The sequence below is a fragment of the Burkholderia mayonis genome, from assembly GCF_001523745.2.
Taxonomy (GTDB): Bacteria; Pseudomonadota; Gammaproteobacteria; order Burkholderiales; family Burkholderiaceae; genus Burkholderia; species Burkholderia mayonis.
This window is the reverse complement of record NZ_CP013387.1, coordinates 2,131,982-2,150,583: the sequence shown is the minus strand read 5'-3', so window position 1 is coordinate 2,150,583 and position 18,602 is coordinate 2,131,982. Positions and strand designations below refer to the sequence as shown.

At 65.8% G+C, this 18,602-nt stretch carries 16 protein-coding genes, 1 tRNA gene and 1 pseudogene; 15 read left to right on the top strand and 3 right to left on the bottom strand.

What is annotated here, in order from left to right:
- Positions 1–17: 17 nt before the first annotated feature.
- The 3 genes from rpoD to WS70_RS28385 all read left to right on the top strand — a co-directional run bounded on the left by rpoD (position 18) and on the right by WS70_RS28385 (position 4,424).
- Positions 18–2,060 (top strand): RNA polymerase sigma factor RpoD, encoded by a 2,043-nt coding sequence (gene rpoD / locus WS70_RS28395; RefSeq protein WP_059472786.1) that lies wholly within the window; start codon positions 18–20, stop codon positions 2,058–2,060.
- Between the two features lie 122 nt (positions 2,061–2,182).
- Positions 2,183–2,258 (top strand) — tRNA-Ile (locus tag WS70_RS28390).
- 390 nt (positions 2,259–2,648) lie between these two features.
- Positions 2,649–4,424: an SWIM zinc finger family protein gene (locus WS70_RS28385; protein WP_059597647.1), complete on the top strand. Its 1,776-nt coding sequence runs from the start codon at positions 2,649–2,651 to the stop codon at positions 4,422–4,424.
- 8 nt (positions 4,425–4,432) lie between these two features.
- Here the strand turns inward: WS70_RS28385 and WS70_RS28380 are convergent, their stop codons facing one another.
- Positions 4,433–4,699: a hypothetical protein gene (locus WS70_RS28380; RefSeq protein WP_156438314.1), complete on the bottom strand. Its 267-nt coding sequence runs from the start codon at positions 4,697–4,699 to the stop codon at positions 4,433–4,435.
- A gap of 120 nt (positions 4,700–4,819) precedes the next feature.
- Here WS70_RS28380 and WS70_RS28375 point away from each other — a divergent pair, with 120 nt between their 5' ends.
- Genes WS70_RS28375 through WS70_RS28365 form a run of 3 tightly spaced genes read left to right on the top strand, consistent with a single transcriptional unit; the run spans position 4,820 to position 7,810 of the window.
- A complete protein-coding gene (locus WS70_RS28375) occupies positions 4,820–6,244 on the top strand; it encodes a purine-cytosine permease family protein (RefSeq protein ID WP_059472789.1) in 1,425 nt (474 codons plus the stop codon).
- The gene (locus tag WS70_RS28370; RefSeq protein ID WP_059597648.1) at positions 6,241–7,170 is read left to right on the top strand and encodes an NAD-dependent protein deacetylase; all 930 of its coding nucleotides are present in this window, start codon (positions 6,241–6,243) and stop codon (positions 7,168–7,170) included. Before WS70_RS28375 ends, WS70_RS28370 begins: the two co-directional genes overlap by 4 nt.
- 25 nt (positions 7,171–7,195) lie before the next feature.
- Positions 7,196–7,810 (top strand): DUF938 domain-containing protein, encoded by a 615-nt coding sequence (locus tag WS70_RS28365; protein ID WP_082716365.1) that lies wholly within the window; start codon positions 7,196–7,198, stop codon positions 7,808–7,810.
- A gap of 266 nt (positions 7,811–8,076) precedes the next feature.
- Here WS70_RS28365 and WS70_RS28360 read toward each other — a convergent pair.
- Positions 8,077–8,199: pseudogene (locus WS70_RS28360) on the bottom strand (6-phosphogluconate dehydrogenase); the annotation flags it as partial.
- Here WS70_RS28360 and gndA point away from each other — a divergent pair.
- The 4 genes from gndA (at position 8,188) to WS70_RS28340 (ending at position 11,744) form a co-directional block, all read left to right on the top strand.
- Positions 8,188–9,603, top strand: a complete 1,416-nt coding sequence (gene gndA, locus WS70_RS28355; protein ID WP_059472791.1) for an NADP-dependent phosphogluconate dehydrogenase — start codon at positions 8,188–8,190, stop codon at positions 9,601–9,603. The pseudogene WS70_RS28360 and the gene gndA sit on opposite strands and share 12 nt — an antisense overlap.
- Positions 9,604–9,802: 199 nt before the next feature.
- A complete protein-coding gene (locus WS70_RS28350; protein WP_010112559.1) occupies positions 9,803–10,135 on the top strand; it encodes a DUF4148 domain-containing protein in 333 nt (110 codons plus the stop codon).
- 325 nt (positions 10,136–10,460) lie between these two features.
- On the top strand, positions 10,461–10,823 hold the full coding sequence (locus WS70_RS28345) for a cupin domain-containing protein (protein ID WP_197419293.1): 363 nt from the start codon (positions 10,461–10,463) through the stop codon (positions 10,821–10,823).
- A 171-nt stretch (positions 10,824–10,994) separates the two neighbouring features.
- Positions 10,995–11,744, top strand: a complete 750-nt coding sequence (locus tag WS70_RS28340; RefSeq protein WP_226382882.1) for a peptidoglycan DD-metalloendopeptidase family protein — start codon at positions 10,995–10,997, stop codon at positions 11,742–11,744.
- 92 nt (positions 11,745–11,836) lie between these two features.
- Here WS70_RS28340 and WS70_RS28335 read toward each other — a convergent pair whose 3' ends face one another.
- Positions 11,837–12,472 (bottom strand): Pr6Pr family membrane protein, encoded by a 636-nt coding sequence (locus WS70_RS28335; protein WP_059472793.1) that lies wholly within the window; start codon positions 12,470–12,472, stop codon positions 11,837–11,839.
- Positions 12,473–12,738: 266 nt separating this feature from the next.
- On the opposite strand from WS70_RS28335, the gene WS70_RS28330 reads away from it, so the two are divergent.
- The 5 genes from WS70_RS28330 (at position 12,739) to WS70_RS28310 (ending at position 18,529) form a co-directional block, all read left to right on the top strand.
- On the top strand, positions 12,739–13,275 hold the full coding sequence (locus tag WS70_RS28330) for a cytochrome b (RefSeq protein ID WP_059472932.1): 537 nt from the start codon (positions 12,739–12,741) through the stop codon (positions 13,273–13,275).
- A 151-nt stretch (positions 13,276–13,426) separates the two neighbouring features.
- Positions 13,427–13,819 (top strand): DUF2946 domain-containing protein, encoded by a 393-nt coding sequence (locus tag WS70_RS28325; protein ID WP_059472794.1) that lies wholly within the window; start codon positions 13,427–13,429, stop codon positions 13,817–13,819.
- 86 nt (positions 13,820–13,905) lie between these two features.
- Positions 13,906–16,068 carry a TonB-dependent copper receptor gene (locus tag WS70_RS28320; protein ID WP_059597649.1) on the top strand — a complete coding sequence of 721 codons (2,163 nt, stop codon included), beginning with the start codon at positions 13,906–13,908 and terminating at the stop codon, positions 16,066–16,068.
- A 328-nt stretch (positions 16,069–16,396) separates the two neighbouring features.
- Positions 16,397–17,491 carry an esterase/lipase family protein gene (locus tag WS70_RS28315; RefSeq protein ID WP_059597650.1) on the top strand — a complete coding sequence of 365 codons (1,095 nt, stop codon included), beginning with the start codon at positions 16,397–16,399 and terminating at the stop codon, positions 17,489–17,491.
- A 3-nt stretch (positions 17,492–17,494) separates the two neighbouring features.
- Positions 17,495–18,529 (top strand): lipase secretion chaperone, encoded by a 1,035-nt coding sequence (locus tag WS70_RS28310; protein WP_059597651.1) that lies wholly within the window; start codon positions 17,495–17,497, stop codon positions 18,527–18,529.
- The last annotated feature ends 73 nt before the right edge of the window (positions 18,530–18,602 follow it).

The window sequence follows — 18,602 nt, the reverse complement described above, 5'->3', positions numbered from 1 at the left end:
CCGGTACGGCGAACTCCATGACGAAAAAGCTGAACGAAGTATCCGTCGATGACGACGCAAACCAGAGCGACGAACAGCCTACCGCTGCGTCGGGCAAAGGCGAAAAAGCCAAGGCGCGAGATCGCCGCGCCAAGGAAAAGGCGCTGCTGAAGGAAGCGTTCGCGACGAGCACGCCCGGCACGGCCGAGGAGCTCGAAGAGCGTCGTACGAAGCTGCGCGCGCTGATCAAGCTCGGCAAGGAGCGCGGCTTCCTCACGTATGCCGAAATCAACGACCATCTGCCGGACAACTTCACGGAAACGGAAGCGCTCGAAGGCATCATCGGCACGTTCAACGACATGGGCGTCGCGGTGTACGAGCAGGCACCCGACGCCGAGACGCTGCTGTTGAACGACAACGCGCCCGCCGCGTCGTCCGACGACGAGGTCGAAGAGGAAGCGGAAGTCGCGCTGTCGACCGTCGATTCCGAATTCGGCCGCACGACCGATCCGGTGCGGATGTACATGCGCGAGATGGGCACGGTCGAACTGCTCACGCGTGAAGGCGAAATTGAGATCGCGAAGCGGATCGAAGACGGCCTGCGCCACATGGTGATGGCGATTTCCGCGTGCCCGACCACGATCGCCGACATCCTCGCGATGGCCGAGCGCGTCGCGAACGAGGAGAGCCGCGTTGACGAGCTCGTCGACGGCCTGATCGATCCGAACGCCGCGGACGCCGACGGCTTCTCCGAAAAGGACGCCGAGGAAATCGAGAACGAGGACGAGGAAGCCGAAGAGGACGAAGAAGAGGAACAGGAAGACGACGACGGCGCCGCGCAGGCGACTGCCAACGCGGCCCAGCTCGAAGCGCTGAAGCGCGCGTCGCTCGAGAAGTTCGCGCTGATCAGCGAATGGTTCGACAAGATGCGTCGCGCGTTCGAGAAGGAAGGCTACAAGTCGAAGTCGTACCTGAAGGCGCAGGAGACGATCCAGAACGAGCTGATGTCGATTCGCTTCACCGCGCGTACCGTCGAGCGTCTGTGCGACACGCTGCGTGCGCAGGTCGACGAAGTGCGTCAGGTCGAGCGTCAGATCCTGCATATCGTCGTCGACAAGTGCGGCATGCCGCGCTCGGAGTTCATCGCGCGCTTCCCGAGTAACGAGACCGATCTCGACTGGGCCGAGAAGATCACGGCCGAAGGCCATTCGTACAGCGCGATCCTGTCGCGCAACATCCCGGCGATCCGCGAACAGCAGCAACGTCTGCTCGACCTGCAGGCACGCGTCGTGCTGCCGCTCAAGGACCTGAAGGAAACCAACCGCCAGATGGCGGCGGGCGAACTGAAGGCGCGTCAGGCGAAGCGCGAGATGACCGAGGCGAACCTGCGTCTCGTGATTTCGATTGCGAAGAAGTACACGAACCGCGGCCTGCAGTTCCTCGACCTGATCCAGGAAGGCAACATCGGCCTGATGAAAGCGGTGGACAAGTTCGAATACCGCCGCGGCTACAAGTTTTCGACGTACGCCACGTGGTGGATCCGACAGGCCATCACGCGTTCGATCGCGGACCAGGCGCGTACGATCCGGATTCCGGTTCACATGATCGAGACGATCAACAAGATGAACCGCATCTCGCGGCAGATCCTGCAGGAAACCGGCCTCGAGCCGGATCCGGCAACGCTCGCCGAGAAGATGGAGATGCCGGAAGACAAGATCCGCAAGATCATGAAGATCGCGAAGGAGCCGATCTCGATGGAAACGCCGATCGGCGACGACGACGATTCGCATCTCGGCGACTTCATCGAGGACACCAACACGGTCGCGCCGGCCGATGCCGCGCTGCATGCGAGCATGCGCGATGTCGTGAAGGACGTGCTCGATTCGCTGACGCCGCGCGAGGCGAAGGTGCTGCGGATGCGCTTCGGCATCGAGATGAGCACCGATCACACGCTCGAGGAAGTCGGCAAGCAGTTCGACGTCACGCGTGAGCGGATCCGTCAGATCGAGGCGAAGGCGCTGCGCAAGCTGCGTCATCCGAGCCGTTCTGACAAGCTCAAGTCGTTTCTCGAAGGGAACTGATCGTCCGTCTCCGATCGATCGCCGCCGGGGGCAGAAATCCGGCGGCGATTTCCTTACTTAGTTGTTACAATGCCGACCCGGCCAGCATTACCGGGTCTTTTTTTGCGTCGCGTTCGTTTTTAGGGCCTGTAGCTCAGGGGTTAGAGCAGTCGACTCATAATCGATTGGTCGTGGGTTCGAAACCCACCGGGCCCACCAAGATTCTTATTTCTACTTCAGCGGCTGAGTTCAATCTGCGTCTCTTCCGGGGCAATGCCGGGGGAAGAAAACGACGATTCGAGGCGCGCGATCTCCAGTGCGTTCTGCTGCCAAGCGGCTTCGTTTGGCTCTTGTCATAGGCAACGCTGCGCCAAAAATTCACCACCGCACGATAGCCCACGAGTGTCGATTTTTCGACGCGCTCGACGGTGATCCAGGTTAAAGTCATGCCGCGAGCGTAACGGCGCTGGAGGCGGCAATTGATTCAATGCGCATCCCGCTGCAGGAGGAACGCGTCGCCGTGCCGTGAGGCGACTGCATGGCTGGCCCGGGTATCATCGTGCCTGTGCGCCGCCCGTCTCGGCATAATCCGCTTTCGCCAGTCACCCGATGCCCCAGTCCGCAAAGCTCTCCGAGGTTCTCACTCTTGCCGAAGTCCAGTCGCTGGCTGAAACGAAGACGTTTGCGCGCGGCAAGGCCTATTTCCATGATGGCGCGGTCTCCCGTTTGGAGGCGCGCGACGAAGCTGTTCGTGCCAGCGTACGCGGCACGCATCGTTACCGGGTTGAACTTGCCGTCGACGACGATGGCGAACTCGCTTACGACTGCAACTGTCCGGTGGGCGACGACGGTGTTTTCTGCAAACACGCGGTCGCCGTTGCTCTCTCTTGGCTCGAAAATTCGGGCGAAGAGGTGTTCCATTCCGACGAGCCCGCCCTGGAGAAGCCGCGCAGGAAGCGAAAGACCTACGAGGAAGTGATTCGGGAATACGTAGCGACGCTGTCCAAGGACGCGCTTCAGGACTTGTTGCTCGAAGCCGTCACGCGCGACCCGACGCTGCGCGACAAACTGCTGTTCTCCGCGCGTGCGGCGGGGGCATCCGACTTGGCTGGGATGAAGGCTGCCGTGAGGCAGGCGACACGTATTTTCCGACCGCTGGACTGGCGGGAAGCGGGTGCATACGGTGATGGCCTGATGTCGCTGGCCGATATGTTGCACCAGAGGCTTTCCGGGTCACACGCCGCGCAGGTGGTCGAACTGTCAGCACTGGCGATTGCCGGCGCGGAAAAGAGTCTCGAGCAGATTGACGATTCGGGCGGGGAGGTGATGCCGGCGATTTTTGAGCTTGCAGCCGTCCACCTCGATGCATGTAAACTGACTCGACCGGATCCCGTAAAGCTTGCGGAGCGGCTTTTCCGTTTGCAGACGGAAGGCATGTGGGACACTTTCTACAACGTCTTGCCGGCGTATGCGGAGCCGCTGGACGATAGCGGCTTGCGCCGCTATCGTCAACTCGTCAGCGAGGCCTGGGAAGCGCTGCCCGCGCTCGCTCCCAGCAACGAATTTCGGCGGTCATTCGACTCGCGGCGCATGAAGTTAGACCATGCGATGGAGGCGCTGGCCGAGCTTGACGGGGACGTCGATGCGCTCATTCGCATCCGTTCGAAGGATCTGTCGAGTTCGTACCGCTTCTTGCAGGTGGCGGAGCTTTGCGCAAATCACGGTCGCCTGGACGAAGGACTCGCGTGGGCGGAGCGTGGTCTCAAGGAGTCGGGCAGGAATGTTGATTCGCGCCTGCTCGACTTCTGCGTTGATGCGTATCTGCGTCGCAGCGAATTCGAACAGGCCGATGCGTTCGCATGGCGACGTTTCGAGATGCACCCGACGGCCGATGCATTCCCCGCATTGATGAAGGTCGCTACGGCTACCGGTAAGCATGACGAAATCCGGGGGCGTGCGCTCAGGCGCCTCTGGGCGCTGGTCAGGGAGGAGGAGTCGGTCGCAAAATCGAAGCGCACCGTCTGGCATCGGTCAACGCGAACCGAACTGGTCAGAATTTTTCTTGCCGGGAAAGAGAACGACGTTGCATGGGAGACGTTTAACGGCGGTCCGGTTGCAACACAACTGTGGCCGGAAATGGCGGCTGTCCGTGGCAAGACCCATCCGCACGATGCCATCGCCCTCTATCATCGCCTGCTGCCGGTTGCTGCGGAAAGCGGTACACGCAACGCCCGATATGATGAAGCGTTCGACATCGTGCGCGCCATCAGCCGCTTGCGGGCAAAGCTCGGTGAGCGCGCGGAGTTCAACAGCGAACTGGAGGAGATTCGGGCGACATATCGCGCGAAGCGCAACTTCATCAAACTGCTCGCCACACTGTCCTGAAGTCGCCCTCAGGCCGTGTCGGGCAGATATCTGCCCGGAGCCAAGGCACTGGTCGTGCGCTTTTGCATCTCCGAGCCGTTGGCCGGCAGCGTATGCTCCCACAGTGCAATGTGCTCATTGAGAAGGCCCGCCAGCCAGCGAAAATATTTCTCGCTGATGAAGCGCTGGCGGCAGCGATTCGAAAAATCGTCCATCTCTCGGGCCTTGCGTTCGAACTCCCAGAGCGCGGGTTGCGGACGGTACGCTCCGTTCTTACCACTGCTCGAAATGGGCATTCAGGTTTCCATCCATCTCCCGTCTCGGTATAAACCAGAGTACACGAAAGAGTTGTCTATACAATTTTGGGTGGTTAGGGTGAGCGCTCCGAACCTCAGACTTTTCCCGGACCCGCCGCCATGCCGAACGCCACCGACGTCCAACGCCGCCCGTTGCGCGAGCGCCGCACCATCGATTACATCCCCGGCCACGAACGCCACGGCAGGCTGTCGAGCCAGTTCACGCTGTGGCTCGGCGCGAACCTGCAGGTGACGGCGATCGTCACCGGCGCGCTCGCGGTCGTGCTGGGCGGCGATGTGTTCTGGTCGCTCGTCGGGCTCGCGCTCGGCCAACTGCTGGGCGGCGCGGTGATGGCGCTGCACGGCGCGCAGGGGCCGCAACTTGGCCTGCCGCAGATGATATCGAGCCGCGTGCAGTTCGGCGTCTACGGCGCGGTGATTCCGCTCGTGCTCGTCTGCCTGATGTACGTCGGCTTCTCCGCGAGCGGCACCGTGCTCGCCGGGCAGGCGCTCGCGCAGCTGTTCGGCGTCGCCGACACGGTCGGCATCTTCGCGTTCATCGCGGTCGTCGTCGTGCTCGCGGTGTTCGGCTACCGGACGATCCACGCGCTCGGCCGCGCGTCGAGCGTCGTCGGCGTGATCGCGTTCGTCTATATGTTCGCGCGGCTCCTGTCCGGGCACGATATCGGCGCGCTGCTCGCGATCCGGCATTTCTCGCTGTCGAGCTTCCTGCTCGCGATGTCGCTGTCCGCGTCGTGGCAGATCGCGTACGGGCCGTACGTCGCCGACTACTCGCGCTATCTGCCGCGCGCGACGTCCGCGCGCCGCACGTTCTGGGCGATCGGTCTCGGCTCGGTGCTCGGCGCGCAGGCGTCGATGGCGTTCGGCTTGTTCGCGGCGGCGCTTGCGGGCAAGCAGTTCGCCGGTCACGAAGTGCAGTTCATCGTGAGCCTCGGCGCGGGCGGTGCGACGGCCGCGCTGCTCTATTTCGCGATCGCGTTCGGCAAGCTGACGATCACGACGCTCAACGCGTACGGCAGCGTGATGTCGGTTGCGACGATCGTCACCGGTTTCTCGGGCCGCACGCAGATCTCGCAGCGCGCGCGGATGGCGTACGTGCTCGCGATGGTCGCTGCGGTCGCGTGGCTCGCGCTCGTCGGCCGCCACGCGTTCCTGAAGGATTTCTCTGCGTTCATCCTGTTCCTGCTCGCGTTCTTCACGCCGTGGAGCGCGATCAATCTGGTCGACTTCTATTGCGTGACGAAGGAGCGCTACGACGTGCCCGCGCTCTACGATCCCGACGGCCGCTACGGACGCTGGAACGTCGCGGGCGTGTCGATCTACGCGGTCGGCGTGCTCGTGCAGATGCCGTTCATCGCGACCGAGTTCTACACCGGGCCGCTCGTCGCGAAGCTCGGCGGCACCGACATCTCGTGGATCATCGGCCTCGTCGTGCCCGGCGTTCTGTATCATGTGACGGCACGCAGGCGAGCCGCGCACATCCCCGAGCGGCTGGTCCTGCCGGACGAGCCCTCATTGTCATGACTGATTCCGCCGTTTCGTCGCAGGCGCTTCCGCCTTCCGATGCCGTTCCGTCGGCCGATCCGCACGCGTTCGACGCGCTGCACGCGTTCGTCGAGCGCCATCCGCGTCTGTTCGTGCTGACGGGCGCGGGCATCAGCACCGATTCCGGCATTCCCGGCTATCGCGACCGCAACGGCGCATGGATGCGCTCGCAGCCGATCCAATTGCGAGAATTTCTCGATTCCGATCACGCGCGCCGCCGCTACTGGGCGCGCAGCATGCTCGGCTGGCCGGTGGTCGGGCGCGCACGGCCGAACGCGTCGCATCACGCGCTCGCACGGCTCGGCGCGGCGGGGCGTGTCGCGCGGCTCGTCACGCAGAACGTCGATGGGCTGCATCAGCGTGCAGGCAGCACCGACGTCATCGAGCTGCACGGCGGCATCGACGGCGTCACCTGTCTCGATTGCGGCGCGCATCATGCGCGCGTGGCGATCCAGCAAATCCTCGAAGCGGACAACCCCGCGCTGTTCGACGCGCAGGCGGAGCCCGCCGCCGACGGCGATGCGCATCTCGAATGGCGCGCGCTCGACACGTTTCGCGTGCCCGCGTGCCCCGCGTGCGGCGGCCTGCTGAAGCCCGCTGTCGTGTTCTTCGGTGAGAACGTGCCGCACGAGCGCGTCGCGGCGGCCGCGCGTTCGCTCGACGAGGCCGACGCGATGCTCGTCGTCGGCTCGTCGCTGATGGTGTATTCGGGCTATCGGTTCTGCGTGTGGGCGAACGACCAGCGCAAGCCGATCGTCGCGATCAATCTCGGGCACACGCGCGCCGATCCGCTGCTGGCGCTGAAGGTCGAAGCGTCGTGCGGACAAACGCTCGACGCGCTCGCCGCGCATCTCGGGCTCGCGGCGAGCGGCGCGCATGATGCGCGCGGAAGGCTTCACGTTTGACGCACCCATACCGACTCGTTTCGTCATGCAGATCGATTCTTCTTCGCGCCAATGGGCGCCTGCCACCGAACGCAATCGCGAGCCGATTCTCGACGTGCTGAAGCGCGTACTGCCGGTGCGCGGCACCGTGCTCGAGATCGCGAGCGGCACCGGCCAGCATGCGATTCACTTCGCGGCCGCGCTGCCCGACCTCGTCTGGCAGCCGACCGATACGGAGGCGGCGGCGCGCGCGTCGATCGCCGCGTGGGCGGCCGATGCCGCGCTGCCGAACCTGCGCGCGCCGCTCGCGCTGGATGTCTGCGTCGAGCCGTGGCCGCTTGCCGCCGCCGATGCGATCGTCTGCATCAACATGATCCACATCGCGCCGTGGGCGGCCGCGTGCGCGCTCTTCGACGGCGCGGCGCGCGTGCTGCCCGACGGCGGCGTGCTGTATCTGTACGGACCGTATCGCCGCGGCGGTGCGCACACGGCCGAGTCGAACGCGCAGTTCGACGCGCAGCTGCGCAGCCGCGATCCGGCGTGGGGCGTGCGGGACCTGGAGACGGTGGCCGAGCTCGGGCGCGCGGCGGACCTCGCGCTCGACGAGATCGTCGAGATGCCGGCGAACAATCTGAGCGTCGTGTTTCGGAAGCGCGCGTGAGCGCATGCGGGGCGAGCGTCGGGCGGGCGCGCTCGCGTGCGGGCCGATCGCGTGAGCGCAGAACGGATGCCGCCGCGCTCCCGCCGTTGCGCGCACGACGCAAATCGACCAAGCTCGCGTGCGCACGTCGAAAGTATTCCGAACTAACGCGGAAGCATCACCGAACCGGCGTTGCCTCGCCGCCGAATCCATGCGCCGAACCGGCGTTGAGCCAACGCCGAATCCGCATCCAGCCGCCACCGTGCGGCCGGACAACGTGGGCCGAATCGCTCCCGAACCCCTCCCATTCGCGGCGCACTCGCGCGGTTTCCCTTATCCTTGCGCCTATGCGCGCGACCCCGGTGGGTCGCGTCCTGTTTTTTCCGGAGAATTGAACAATGGGCAAACAAGCAATCGGTGTGGTCGGTCTCGCGGTGATGGGGCGCAATCTGGCCTTGAATATCGAAAGTCGTGGCTATGCGGTGTCGGTCTACAACCGCAGCCGCGAGAAGACCGATGAACTGATCGCCGAATTTCCCGATCGCAAGCTCGTGCCGACTCATACGCTCGAGGCGTTCGTCGCGTCGCTCGAGACGCCGCGCCGCATCCTCCTGATGGTGAAGGCGGGCGAAGCCACCGACGCGACGATCGCGGCGCTCAAGCCATTGCTCGACAAGGGCGATGTGCTGATCGACGGCGGCAACACGCACTTCACCGATACGATTCGCCGCAACCAGGAGCTCGCGCAGGCGGGGCTGCACTTCATCGGCACGGGCGTTTCGGGCGGCGAGGAGGGCGCGCTGCGCGGCCCGTCGATCATGCCGGGCGGCCAGCGCGACGCGTACGATCTCGTCGAGCCGATCCTCAAGCAGATCGCCGCGAAGGCGCCAGCCGACGGCGAGCCGTGCGTCGCCTACATGGGCCCGGACGGCGCGGGCCATTACGTGAAGATGGTCCACAACGGAATCGAGTATGGCGACATGCAGCTGATCGCCGAGAGCTACGCGGTGCTGAAGCAGGTCGCGGGCCTGACGAACGACGAACTCGGCGCGGTCTACGCCGAATGGAACCAGGGCGAGCTCGACAGCTACCTGATCGAGATCACCGCGAAGATCTTCGGCAAGAAGGACGAAGAAACCGGCAAGCACCTCGTCGACGTGATCCTCGACCGCGCCGCGCAGAAAGGCACGGGCAAGTGGACGAGCCAGAACGCGCTCGATCTCGGCGTGCCGCTGCCGCTCATCACCGAATCGGTGTTCGCGCGCGTGCTGTCGTCGCTGAAGGATCAGCGCGTCGCGGCGAGCAAGGTGCTGACCGGGCCGACGGCGGCGCCGCTCGAAGGCGATCGCGCCGCGTTCGTCGAGTCGGTGCGCCGCGCGCTGTACCTGTCGAAGGTGATCTCGTACGCGCAGGGCTTCGCGCAGCTCGACACGGCGTCGAAGGAATACGGCTGGCACCTCGATCTCGGCACGATCGCGAAGATTTTCCGTGCGGGCTGCATCATTCGCGCGCGCTTCCTGCAGAAGATCACCGATGCTTACGCGAAGAATGCGGCGCTCGCGAATCTGCTGCTCGATCCGTACTTCCAGGACATCGCCGCGAACTATCAGTCTGCGCTGCGCGATGTCGTGGTCGCCGCGGTGAAGGCGGGCGTGCCGGTGCCGGCGTTCGCGTCGGCGGTCGCGTACTTCGACAGCTACCGGTCGGCGCGCGTGCCGGCGAACCTTGTGCAGGCGCAACGCGACTTTTTCGGCGCGCACACGTTCGAGCGCACGGACAAGCCGGGCAGCTTCCACGCGAGCTGGGCCGAGTGACACGCGCGATCGGTAATTGTTGCAATCATCTATGCTATTGGTAGGGTTTTTCTAGAGGGAGATGGCAATTGTTATCGGTCGCGAAACAGTGTTTTCGTTGATCAATGGTTTTCCCTAGGTGCCTTGGTGACTAGACTGTGATTAATCGCTGCTCGCATGGTGCTTGCGGCGAAGCAAAAAAAGTCACGGAGGTTGGATCATGAAATCGCTTATCGCTACTGTCGCAGTCGCCGCCGCTCTCGCCGTCCCGGCCGTTTCGTTCGCTCAACAATCGAATGGCCCGGTGACCCGCGCGCAAGTCAAGGCCGAGCTCATCCAGCTGGAGCAAGCGGGCTACAACCCCGCCGCTGACCGCGTGAACTACCCCGAGGAAATCCAGGCGGCCGAAGCGCGGATCCACGGCCAGCAGAACGTCGCCGCACAGGCCGACACGAGCGGCTACGGTGCGCAACCGGCGGCTGCCGCCGAATCCGGCACGCCGAACAAGATGAAGCGCATCGCCGATGGCGCACCGGTCTACAAGGGGCGTTGAGCGGCACGGCGTTACGTCGCGCGCCGCATTCGAACGCGGGCGCGGAGAATTCAGGCCGGCGCATAGCAGCAGTCCACTCAGCCCGCGCGTTCCATTCGATGGAGCGCGCGGGCTGAGTCTTTTAGGGCGCTGAAAAGCGCGGCGGCGCGCGGGCCGGCCGCAGCCATCGCCCGGCGCACGACGCATTTGCCCGTCGAACGATCGCATTCGCCGCTGCGCTGCCCGCCGGAAGCGGGCGAGGGCGCATGTCGGGCAGGTTTGGCCAGCCGGCCGAGTCCCTGGCAATTTACATCGGCCATGTCGGGCGAGTTACTATCCATCCGGCATGGGGCCGCGCGATCGCCGCGCCGGCCGCCGCAACGCCACGGGAATGCCCATGAAGATCGTCCGCAGCAGGCGCTTCACCGCATCGCGCGCGTGGGGCGCCATCGACATCGCCAACATGCGCGGCATCACGACCCGCCTGCATTGGACGGATCAGCCGTACAAGTGGCACGTGAACGACGGCGAGGAAGTGTTCGTCGTGCTCGACGGCCGGGTCGAGATGCGCTATCGCGATGCCGGCGCCGAGCATGCGACCGTTCTCGAGGCGGGCGACATCTTCTTCGCGTCGGCGGGGACGGAACATGTCGCGTGCCCGCTCGGCGAGGCTCGGATTCTTGTCGTCGAAACCGAAGGCAGCGTTTGAGTTCCGATAGGAACGGTCCGGCCGGGGCTCGTGCGGCGTTGGCCCGAAAAGAAGTGGTGTGGCCATGCGCGCCCCCCCAGATGCGGGGCTTGGCTTGGCCCGGCTGTTCGGACGCGCAAGCAAAGGCGGCGCACGCCGCCGCAGCAATGAAGTGAAATGATGGAGGTACGCTTGAGAAGCAATATGTTCGTGGAACGGCCCGGCATGGGCTGGGCGGTGCGTGCGACGCTCGTCGCGGCGGGCGCCGCGCTCGTCGGCGGTTGCACGCTGACGCCGTGGACCGACTCGTGGCAGCCGACGCACGTGCCGCAGCAGCCAGCGCCGCGGGCGTCGTCCGGCGTGCTCGCCGGCTATTACCGGGCGAATCCGGGCGATACGCTCGCGAGTATCGCGTCCGCGTTCGGTCAGCGCACACTGGACGTCGCGAGCTGGAATCACATGGCGCCGACCGACATGGTGACGCCCGGCCAGGTGCTGCGCGTCGCGCCGCCGCCGAGCATGACGACGCTCGCGCCGCCGCCTTCCGCCGCGCAGCCGGAAGCGGCCGCGCAGGCGCTCGCGTGGCCTGCGCGCGGCACCGTGACGACGCCGTTCGGCGCCGGCAGGAATCACGGGATCGTGATCACCGCGACGGGCGGCGATCGCACGGTGCGCGCGGCCGCGCCCGGACGCGTGGTCTACGCGGGAACGGGCGTTGCCGCATATGGCCCGCTCGTGATCCTGAAACACGAGAACGGTCTCATCACCGCGTACGGTCACAACGACAAGCTGCTCGTCAACGAAGGCGATGCGGTGAGCGCGGGCCAGCCGGTCGCGGAGATGGCGACCGACGCGAGCGGCCGCTCGACGTTCGAGTTCGAAGTGCGGCGCAACGGCAAGGCCGTCGATCCGCTCGGCCTGCTGCCGCGCGTCGGCCCCTGACCATCCCTTCGCGCCGCCCGCCGCGTCGTGCGCGGCCGCCGCGCGACGCTTCCCCGGCTCGCCGGGGCGCGCTCGGGCGCACGGCGGCACCGTCAGGCGCGCTCCGTCTGCGGTGCCGGCGCGCCGGCCCAGTTGCCGAGCAGCACGATCAACGCGGCGAATCCGATACTGCCTGCCGCGATCGCGCCACTGTACGCGGCGACGATCAGATAGCCGTGCGCACGCGGATCGACGAACGGATACGGATACCAGTCGACGAACGCGCCGCGCACGAGCGTATAGCCGAGATAGGCGAGCGGAAAAGCGAGCCAGCGCGCGAGATGCGACCAGTCGATCCGCACGCGCGGCGCGACATACAGCCAATCGAGAAACACGGCGATCGGCATGATCCGATGCAATACCCAGTTCGTATAATGCGGCGTCGCATGATGCAGCGCATCCACATCCGCGAGCAGCAGCGCATAGACGATGCCCGCGATCGCCATGTAGAGCACGACGGCGCCGCGCGCCGATTCATAGCGTCGCGACGGCGGTCGCGTAGCGAGCCACAAGCCGGCGGCCAGCACGGCAGCCGCGTACAGGCTGCTCAGTTGCGTGAAGTAGCTGAAGAAATTGCTGAGCCGGAAGGTCGGCGCGTGCCATCTGAGCGCGATGCTGTAGCTCGTCGCCGAAAGGGTCAGCGCGCAGCACAGGAGCCTGTAGGCTGCGACGAAAACGGCTTTCTGCATGGTGGGGCCTTGCGTGTAGCGGTGATGCGGGCGTCGTGGCGGGATCGTGCGCGACTGTTCGTTTCTAGAATCGAGCATAGTTCACGCGTCGCTTCGCCGACATGCGGCCCTACCCGAGCCTGCACGACGCGCTATTGCGCCGAAACTTGATCGAGCTGCATGGACGGCGCATCGCGCGTCATTACAATTCGATAACGTCGCGGGCGATGCCGTACGCGATGCCGTACGCGATGCCGTGGTTCCCTTCAATACGAACGAGACTGATCATGAACCGTGTCCCCGCCGGCCAGGCGCGCTACAACCGTCCTGCCGTGTTCTTCCATTGGGCGATCTTCCTGCTCGTCGCGTTCGCGTATCTCTCGATCGAAGTCCGCGGGCCGAAGGGTGCCGACAGCCGATTGTTCTGGTCGAACGTCCACTACCTCTCCGGCACGCTCGTGCTGACGTTCGCAGTGCTGCGGATCGTCTGGCGGTTCGCGACCCGCGCGCCGCGCGCGCTGCCGCAGCCGGCGTTGCTCTCGCTGCTGTCGAAGCTCGCGCATCTCGCACTGTACGTGTTCATCGTCGCGCAGCCGCTCCTCGGCATCATGACGCTGAACTTCGGCGGCAAGCCCGTGACGCTCGCCTGGATCGACTGGTCGTTCACGCTGTTCGGCCCGAATCCGGGCCTGCGCTCGTCGATCAAGGACGCGCACGAGGTGATCGGCAACGTGTTCTATTACGTGATCGGCCTGCATGCGCTCGCCGCGCTCTGGCATCACTTCGTGAAGCGCGACGCGACGCTGCGCCGGATGACGTTCTGACGACGCGTCGCGACGCCGCGCCGCACATCGTTGCGCGTGCAACGATGCATGCGCGAGGGCGGCGCGGCCGCGACCGTTTCACGCTATTCAAGCCAGCCAACATTCTGTAACATTCGGGCGGCATTACATTCCCTTTACGCCATCCCGCGCCATGCCCAACCGATTCCGCAAACTGACTGCCTGGCTGGGCATGCTTGCGATCTGGTTGGCGATCGTCGCGCCGCTCGTCTCGCAGGCGAACGCGCGGCCCGCCGGGCCGTCCGACGCAGTGATCTGCGGCGACGAGCACCACGCCCGGCCGGCCGAAGCCGGCGCCGCGCACGGCGGTCCCGCACACGACGGCGTCGCGCATCACGCACTGCATCTCGACGCCTGCGGCTACTGTGCATTCTTCGCGCACAGCCCGGCGATCGGCACGGCTGCGCCGGCCGCCTGCGCCGTGCATGCGGCGGCCGTTGCGCCGTCCGTCGCACCTCGCGCCGCCGCGCCTTCGCTCGCACGCTACAACCGCGCCTATCCGCGCGCCCCGCCGACAGACGCCTGAACGCCTGATTTCATTCCTGTTCACGTAATCCCCGCATCCGTTCGATCTGCCGATCGCGCGGAGGGGCGTCCTTCGAGTTTCGATTCATGACATCCAAGTACTTGCGTCACGTGCGCGCTGCGCGTGCAGAACGCGCGCGCCGTCGCCGTCGCGCGATCAGCCTGACCGTCCCCGCGCTCGCGGCGGGCGCCTTCACCTTCAATCCCGCGCCGGCCGTCGCGCAGACGACCGACGTCGCGCATCGTCACGACGCCGCCGGCACGACAACCGGCACGACTGCGGACGCGCCCGTGCTGCCGACGATCGAAGTCGTTGCGGCGCCTGAATCGACGCCGCTCGTCGTCGTCACCGATCCGAAAGCGCCGCGCCAGCCGCTGCCCGCGAGCGACGGCGCCGATTACCTGAAGACGATTCCCGGCTTCGCGTCGATCCGCAGCGGCGGTACGAACGGCGACCCGGTGCTGCGCGGGATGTTCGGCTCGCGCCTGAACATCGTCGCGAACGGCATGCCGACGCTCGGCGCGTGCCCCGGCCGGATGGACGCGCCGACGTCGTATATCGCACCCGAGAGCTACGACAAGGTGACGGTCGTCAAGGGGCCGCAGACGGTGCTGTACGGGCCGGGCGCGTCGGCGGGCACGGTGCTGTTCGAGCGCGTGACGCCGCGCTTCAAGACGCCGGGCATGCGTTTCGACGGCAGCGTCGTCGGCGGCTCGTTCGGCCGCAACGATCAGAACGTCGACGTGACCGCCGGCACGCCGGACTTCTACGGCCGCGTGACCGCGAACCATGCGCATTCGCAGGACTACGAGGACGGCAGCGGCCGCACGGTGCCGTCGCAGTGGGACAAGTGGAATGCGGACGCGGCGCTCGGCTGGACGCCAGACGACAACACGCGGCTCGAGCTGACGGCGGGCACGGGCGACGGCTACGCGCGCTACGCGGGCCGCGGGATGGACGGCGCGCATTTCCGGCGAGAGACGTTCGGCCTGAAGTTCGACAAGAAGCACATCGGCGACGTGCTCGACCGGATCGAGGCACAGGTCTTCTACAACGAAGCCGATCACGTGATGGACAACTACACGCTGCGGATGCCCGATCCGACGAGCAGCATGCCGATGCGGATGGCGTCCGAAGTGCGGCGCCGCACGCTTGGCGCGCGCGTCGCGGCGACGCTGCGCTTCACCGATGCGTTCAAGCTCGTGACGGGCGTCGACGCGCAGTCGAACCGTCTCGATTCGCGCTCGGCGATGGGAATGCAGAACTACGGCGACAAACCGTGGAATCCGCAGGCGAACATGTGGAACGCGGGCGCGTTCGGCGAGCTGACCTGGTATGCGAGCGACGTGTCGCGCGTGATCGGCGGCGCGCGGATCGATTACGCGGCTGCGCGCGACAAGCGCGCGACGACGGGCGGCATGATGACGAGCATGCGCAACCCGACCCTCGACGATCTTCGCTCGCGCGTGCTGCCGAGCGGCTTCGTCCGCTACGAGCGCGATCTCGCGTCGCTGCCCGTCACCTGGTACGCGGGCATCGGGCACGCGGAGCGCTTTCCCGATTATTGGGAACTGTTTTCGGCGAAGCGCGGCCCGGCCGGCTCGGTGAACGCGTTCTCGGCGATCAAGCCGGAGAAGACGACGCAGCTCGACATCGGCGCGCAGTACAAGAGCGACAAGCTCGATGCGTGGATATCCGCCTACGCGGGCTATGTGCAGGACTTCATCCTGTTCGACTACGCGACGGGTCCGATGGGGCAGACGACGCAGGCGACGAACGTCAACGCGCAGATCATGGGCGGCGAACTCGGCGCGTCGTGGCGTCCGCTTACGCCATGGCGCTTCGACGCGTCGCTCGCGTATGCATGGGGACGTAACGTACAGAGCGGCGCACCGCTGCCGCAAATGCCGCCGCTCGAAGCGCGCTTCGGCGTCGAATACTCGCACGGGCCGTGGTCGGCAGGCGGCCTGTGGCGCGTCGTTGCGCCGCAGCATCGCTATGCGTTGAACGAGGGCAACGTGGTCGGCAAGGACTTTGGTCCGAGCGCCGGTTTCGGCGTGCTGTCGCTGCATGCGCAGTACAACGTGAGCAAGGCGGTGCAGATTTCGGTCGGCATCGACAACGTGCTCGACAAGGCTTATGCGGAGCACCTGAACCTCGCGGGTAACGCCGCTTTCGGCTACCCGGCGAACATGCCCGTCACGGAGCCCGGCCGCACCGCCTGGATCCGCTTGAGCACCAAACTCTGACCCCCTGCCGACTCCTCCTTTCCGCCTGCATCGCAATGCAACATCCGCGATGCGGGCGGCGCACCCGCTAATCCGCGCTGTCCGCGTCAATCGATTAGAGAGCCGTGTCTAACCGACGGCAAATTTTCGTTAGGCATGCTTCACTCCGTTTGCCGATGCAGGGGTGTTCGTTTAAATCGTCAAAGATCGTCATCGCACCCTATGCAGCACCGTTGGGCCGTGCAAATGTGTCGGCGTGCAGGCTGCGTATTCGGGCGGCGCGAAACGTAGTCATGCCAACAGAAGCAATCCTCCTCATCCGATACGATTCAAACAAAAGGAGAAGTACATGGCCAGATCGATGCGATCCAAAGCAATGGCGGCTGCGGTCGCGTTCGCGATGAGCGCGGCGCCCGCCGCGAGCATCGGGACGTTCCTCTCGCTTGCAGGCACGCAATCCGCCGTCGCGGCGACGACTGCCGTCGACAACTACGCGGCGACCAAGTATCCGATCATCCTCGTGCACGGCCTGACCGGCACCGACAAATACGCGAACGTCCTCGAGTACTGGTACGGCATCACCGAGGATCTGCAGGCGCACGGCGCGACGGTCTACGTCGCGAACCTGTCCGGCTTCCAGAGCGACGACGGGCCGAACGGCCGCGGCGAGCAGTTGCTTGCGTACGTGCAGCAGGTGCTCGCCGCGACGGGCGCGTCGAAGGTGAACCTGATTGGCCACAGTCAGGGCGGGCTCACGTCGCGCTACGTCGCGGCCGTCGCGCCGCAGCTCGTCGCGTCGGTGACGACGATCGGTACGCCGCATCGCGGCTCGGAGTTCGCGGACTTCGTGCAGACCGTGCTGGCGTACGATCCGACCGGCTTGTCGTCGACGGTGATCGCCGCGTTCGTCAATGTGTTCGGCATCCTGACGAGCAGCAACAACAACACGAACCAGGATGCGCTTGCCGCGCTGAAGACGCTCACGACGTCGCAGACCGCGATCTACAACCAGAATTATCCGAGCGCCGGGCTCGGCGCACCGGGCTCGTGCCAGACGGGGGCGCCGACCGAGACGGTCGGCGGCAGCACGCATCTGCTGTATTCGTGGGGCGGCACGGCGATCCAGCCGACGCTGTCGGTTCTCGGCGTGACGGGCGTAACCGATACGAGCACGATTCCGGTCGTCGATCCGGCGAACGCGCTCGATCCGTCGACGCTCGCGTTCGTCGGCACCGGCACGGTGATGATCAACCGCGGCTCCGGCGCAAATGACGGGCTCGTGTCGCGTTGCAGCTCGCTGTACGGCCAGGTGCTCAGCACGAGCTACAAGTGGAATCACCTCGACGAGATCAACCAGTTGCTCGGCGTGCGCGGCGCGTATGCGGAGGACCCGGTCGCGGTGATCCGCACGCATGCGAACCGGCTGAAGATGCAAGGTGTGTGATCGATGACGGGGGAAGGCGGCATCGCGCGACGCGTCGCGCTTTATGGGGTGGCCGGCGTCGTCGCGGCCGGTGCGGTCTGGTATGTCGTAGGCGCGCCGGCGAAGCACGACGCCGGCGTGTCCGGCGTCGCGCCTGTCGTCGCGTCGTCGTCGCCCGCCGTCGCGGCGGCGAGCGCCGATGCGGGTTCCGGAGCCGATGCGTTGCCCGCATCGCTCGCGGGCTCGTCGGCGCCGCGCCTGCCGCTCGACGCGCACGGGCATCTCGCGAAGGCGCGCGCGGTGCGCGATTTCTTCGACTATTGCCTGAGCGCGCAGAACGAGCTGAGCGCCGCGGCGCTCGATGCGCTCGTTTCGCGCGAGATCGCCGCGCAGCTCGACGGCACGGTCGCGCAGGGCGAGGCGCTCGATGTCTGGAAACGCTACCGCGCGTATCTCGACCAGCTCGCGAAGCTGCCGGACGATGGTGCACTCGGCAACAAGTTCGACATCGCGACATTGCAGCTCGCACTCGATCAGCGCGAGTCGATCGCGAGCCGCACGCTCGGCGATTGGAGCATGCCGTTCTTCGGCGCCGAGCAGCAGCGGCAGCGTTACGATCTCGCGCGGCTGAAGATCATGCAGGATGCTTCGCTGACGGATGCGCAGAAAGCCGCGCGTCTTGCCGCGCTCGAGCAGCAGTTGCCGCTCGATCAGCGCGCGGAGCAGGCACGCGAGAAGCAGCAGAACGATGCGGTCACGCGGATCGCGCAATTGCAGAAGTCGGGGGTATCGCCCGACGAGATGCGTGCGCAGCTCGCGCAATCGCTCGGGCCGGAAGCCGCGGATCGCGTCGCGAAGATGCAGCAGGCGAACGATGCGTGGCGCGCGAAGTATGACGAGTACGCAGCGCAGCGCGCGCAGCTCGATGCGCAGAACCTGTCGCCGCAGGATCGCGACGCGCAGGTCGCACAACTGCGGCAGCGCTATTTCACGGAGCCGGGCGAGGCGTTGCGTGCGGCGTCGCTCGATCGCGGCGGCGCGGCGACGCAGACGCAGTAGCGTGTCGTGCACGAGCGCATGCGGTGCGCGCTCGTGCGTATTCGTATGCGTATGCGCATTCGGATATGCCGCG

Excerpts from the sequence above, each read along its gene's own strand:
- rpoD (WP_059472786.1), top strand. The coding sequence starts at position 18 with ATGACGAAAAAGCTGAACGAAGTATCCGTCGATGACGACGCAAACCAG.
- WS70_RS28385 (WP_059597647.1), top strand. The coding sequence starts at position 2,649 with ATGCCCCAGTCCGCAAAGCTCTCCGAGGTTCTCACTCTTGCCGAAGTC.
- WS70_RS28380 (WP_156438314.1), bottom strand. The coding sequence starts at position 4,699 with ATGCCCATTTCGAGCAGTGGTAAGAACGGAGCGTACCGTCCGCAACCC.
- WS70_RS28375 (WP_059472789.1), top strand. The coding sequence starts at position 4,820 with ATGCCGAACGCCACCGACGTCCAACGCCGCCCGTTGCGCGAGCGCCGC.
- WS70_RS28370 (WP_059597648.1), top strand. The coding sequence starts at position 6,241 with ATGACTGATTCCGCCGTTTCGTCGCAGGCGCTTCCGCCTTCCGATGCC.
- WS70_RS28365 (WP_082716365.1), top strand. The coding sequence starts at position 7,196 with ATGCAGATCGATTCTTCTTCGCGCCAATGGGCGCCTGCCACCGAACGC.
- gndA (WP_059472791.1), top strand. The coding sequence starts at position 8,188 with ATGGGCAAACAAGCAATCGGTGTGGTCGGTCTCGCGGTGATGGGGCGC.
- WS70_RS28350 (WP_010112559.1), top strand. The coding sequence starts at position 9,803 with ATGAAATCGCTTATCGCTACTGTCGCAGTCGCCGCCGCTCTCGCCGTC.
- WS70_RS28345 (WP_197419293.1), top strand. The coding sequence starts at position 10,461 with ATGGGGCCGCGCGATCGCCGCGCCGGCCGCCGCAACGCCACGGGAATG.
- WS70_RS28335 (WP_059472793.1), bottom strand. The coding sequence starts at position 12,472 with ATGCAGAAAGCCGTTTTCGTCGCAGCCTACAGGCTCCTGTGCTGCGCG.
- WS70_RS28330 (WP_059472932.1), top strand. The coding sequence starts at position 12,739 with ATGAACCGTGTCCCCGCCGGCCAGGCGCGCTACAACCGTCCTGCCGTG.
- WS70_RS28325 (WP_059472794.1), top strand. The coding sequence starts at position 13,427 with ATGCCCAACCGATTCCGCAAACTGACTGCCTGGCTGGGCATGCTTGCG.
- WS70_RS28320 (WP_059597649.1), top strand. The coding sequence starts at position 13,906 with ATGACATCCAAGTACTTGCGTCACGTGCGCGCTGCGCGTGCAGAACGC.
- WS70_RS28315 (WP_059597650.1), top strand. The coding sequence starts at position 16,397 with ATGGCCAGATCGATGCGATCCAAAGCAATGGCGGCTGCGGTCGCGTTC.
- WS70_RS28310 (WP_059597651.1), top strand. The coding sequence starts at position 17,495 with ATGACGGGGGAAGGCGGCATCGCGCGACGCGTCGCGCTTTATGGGGTG.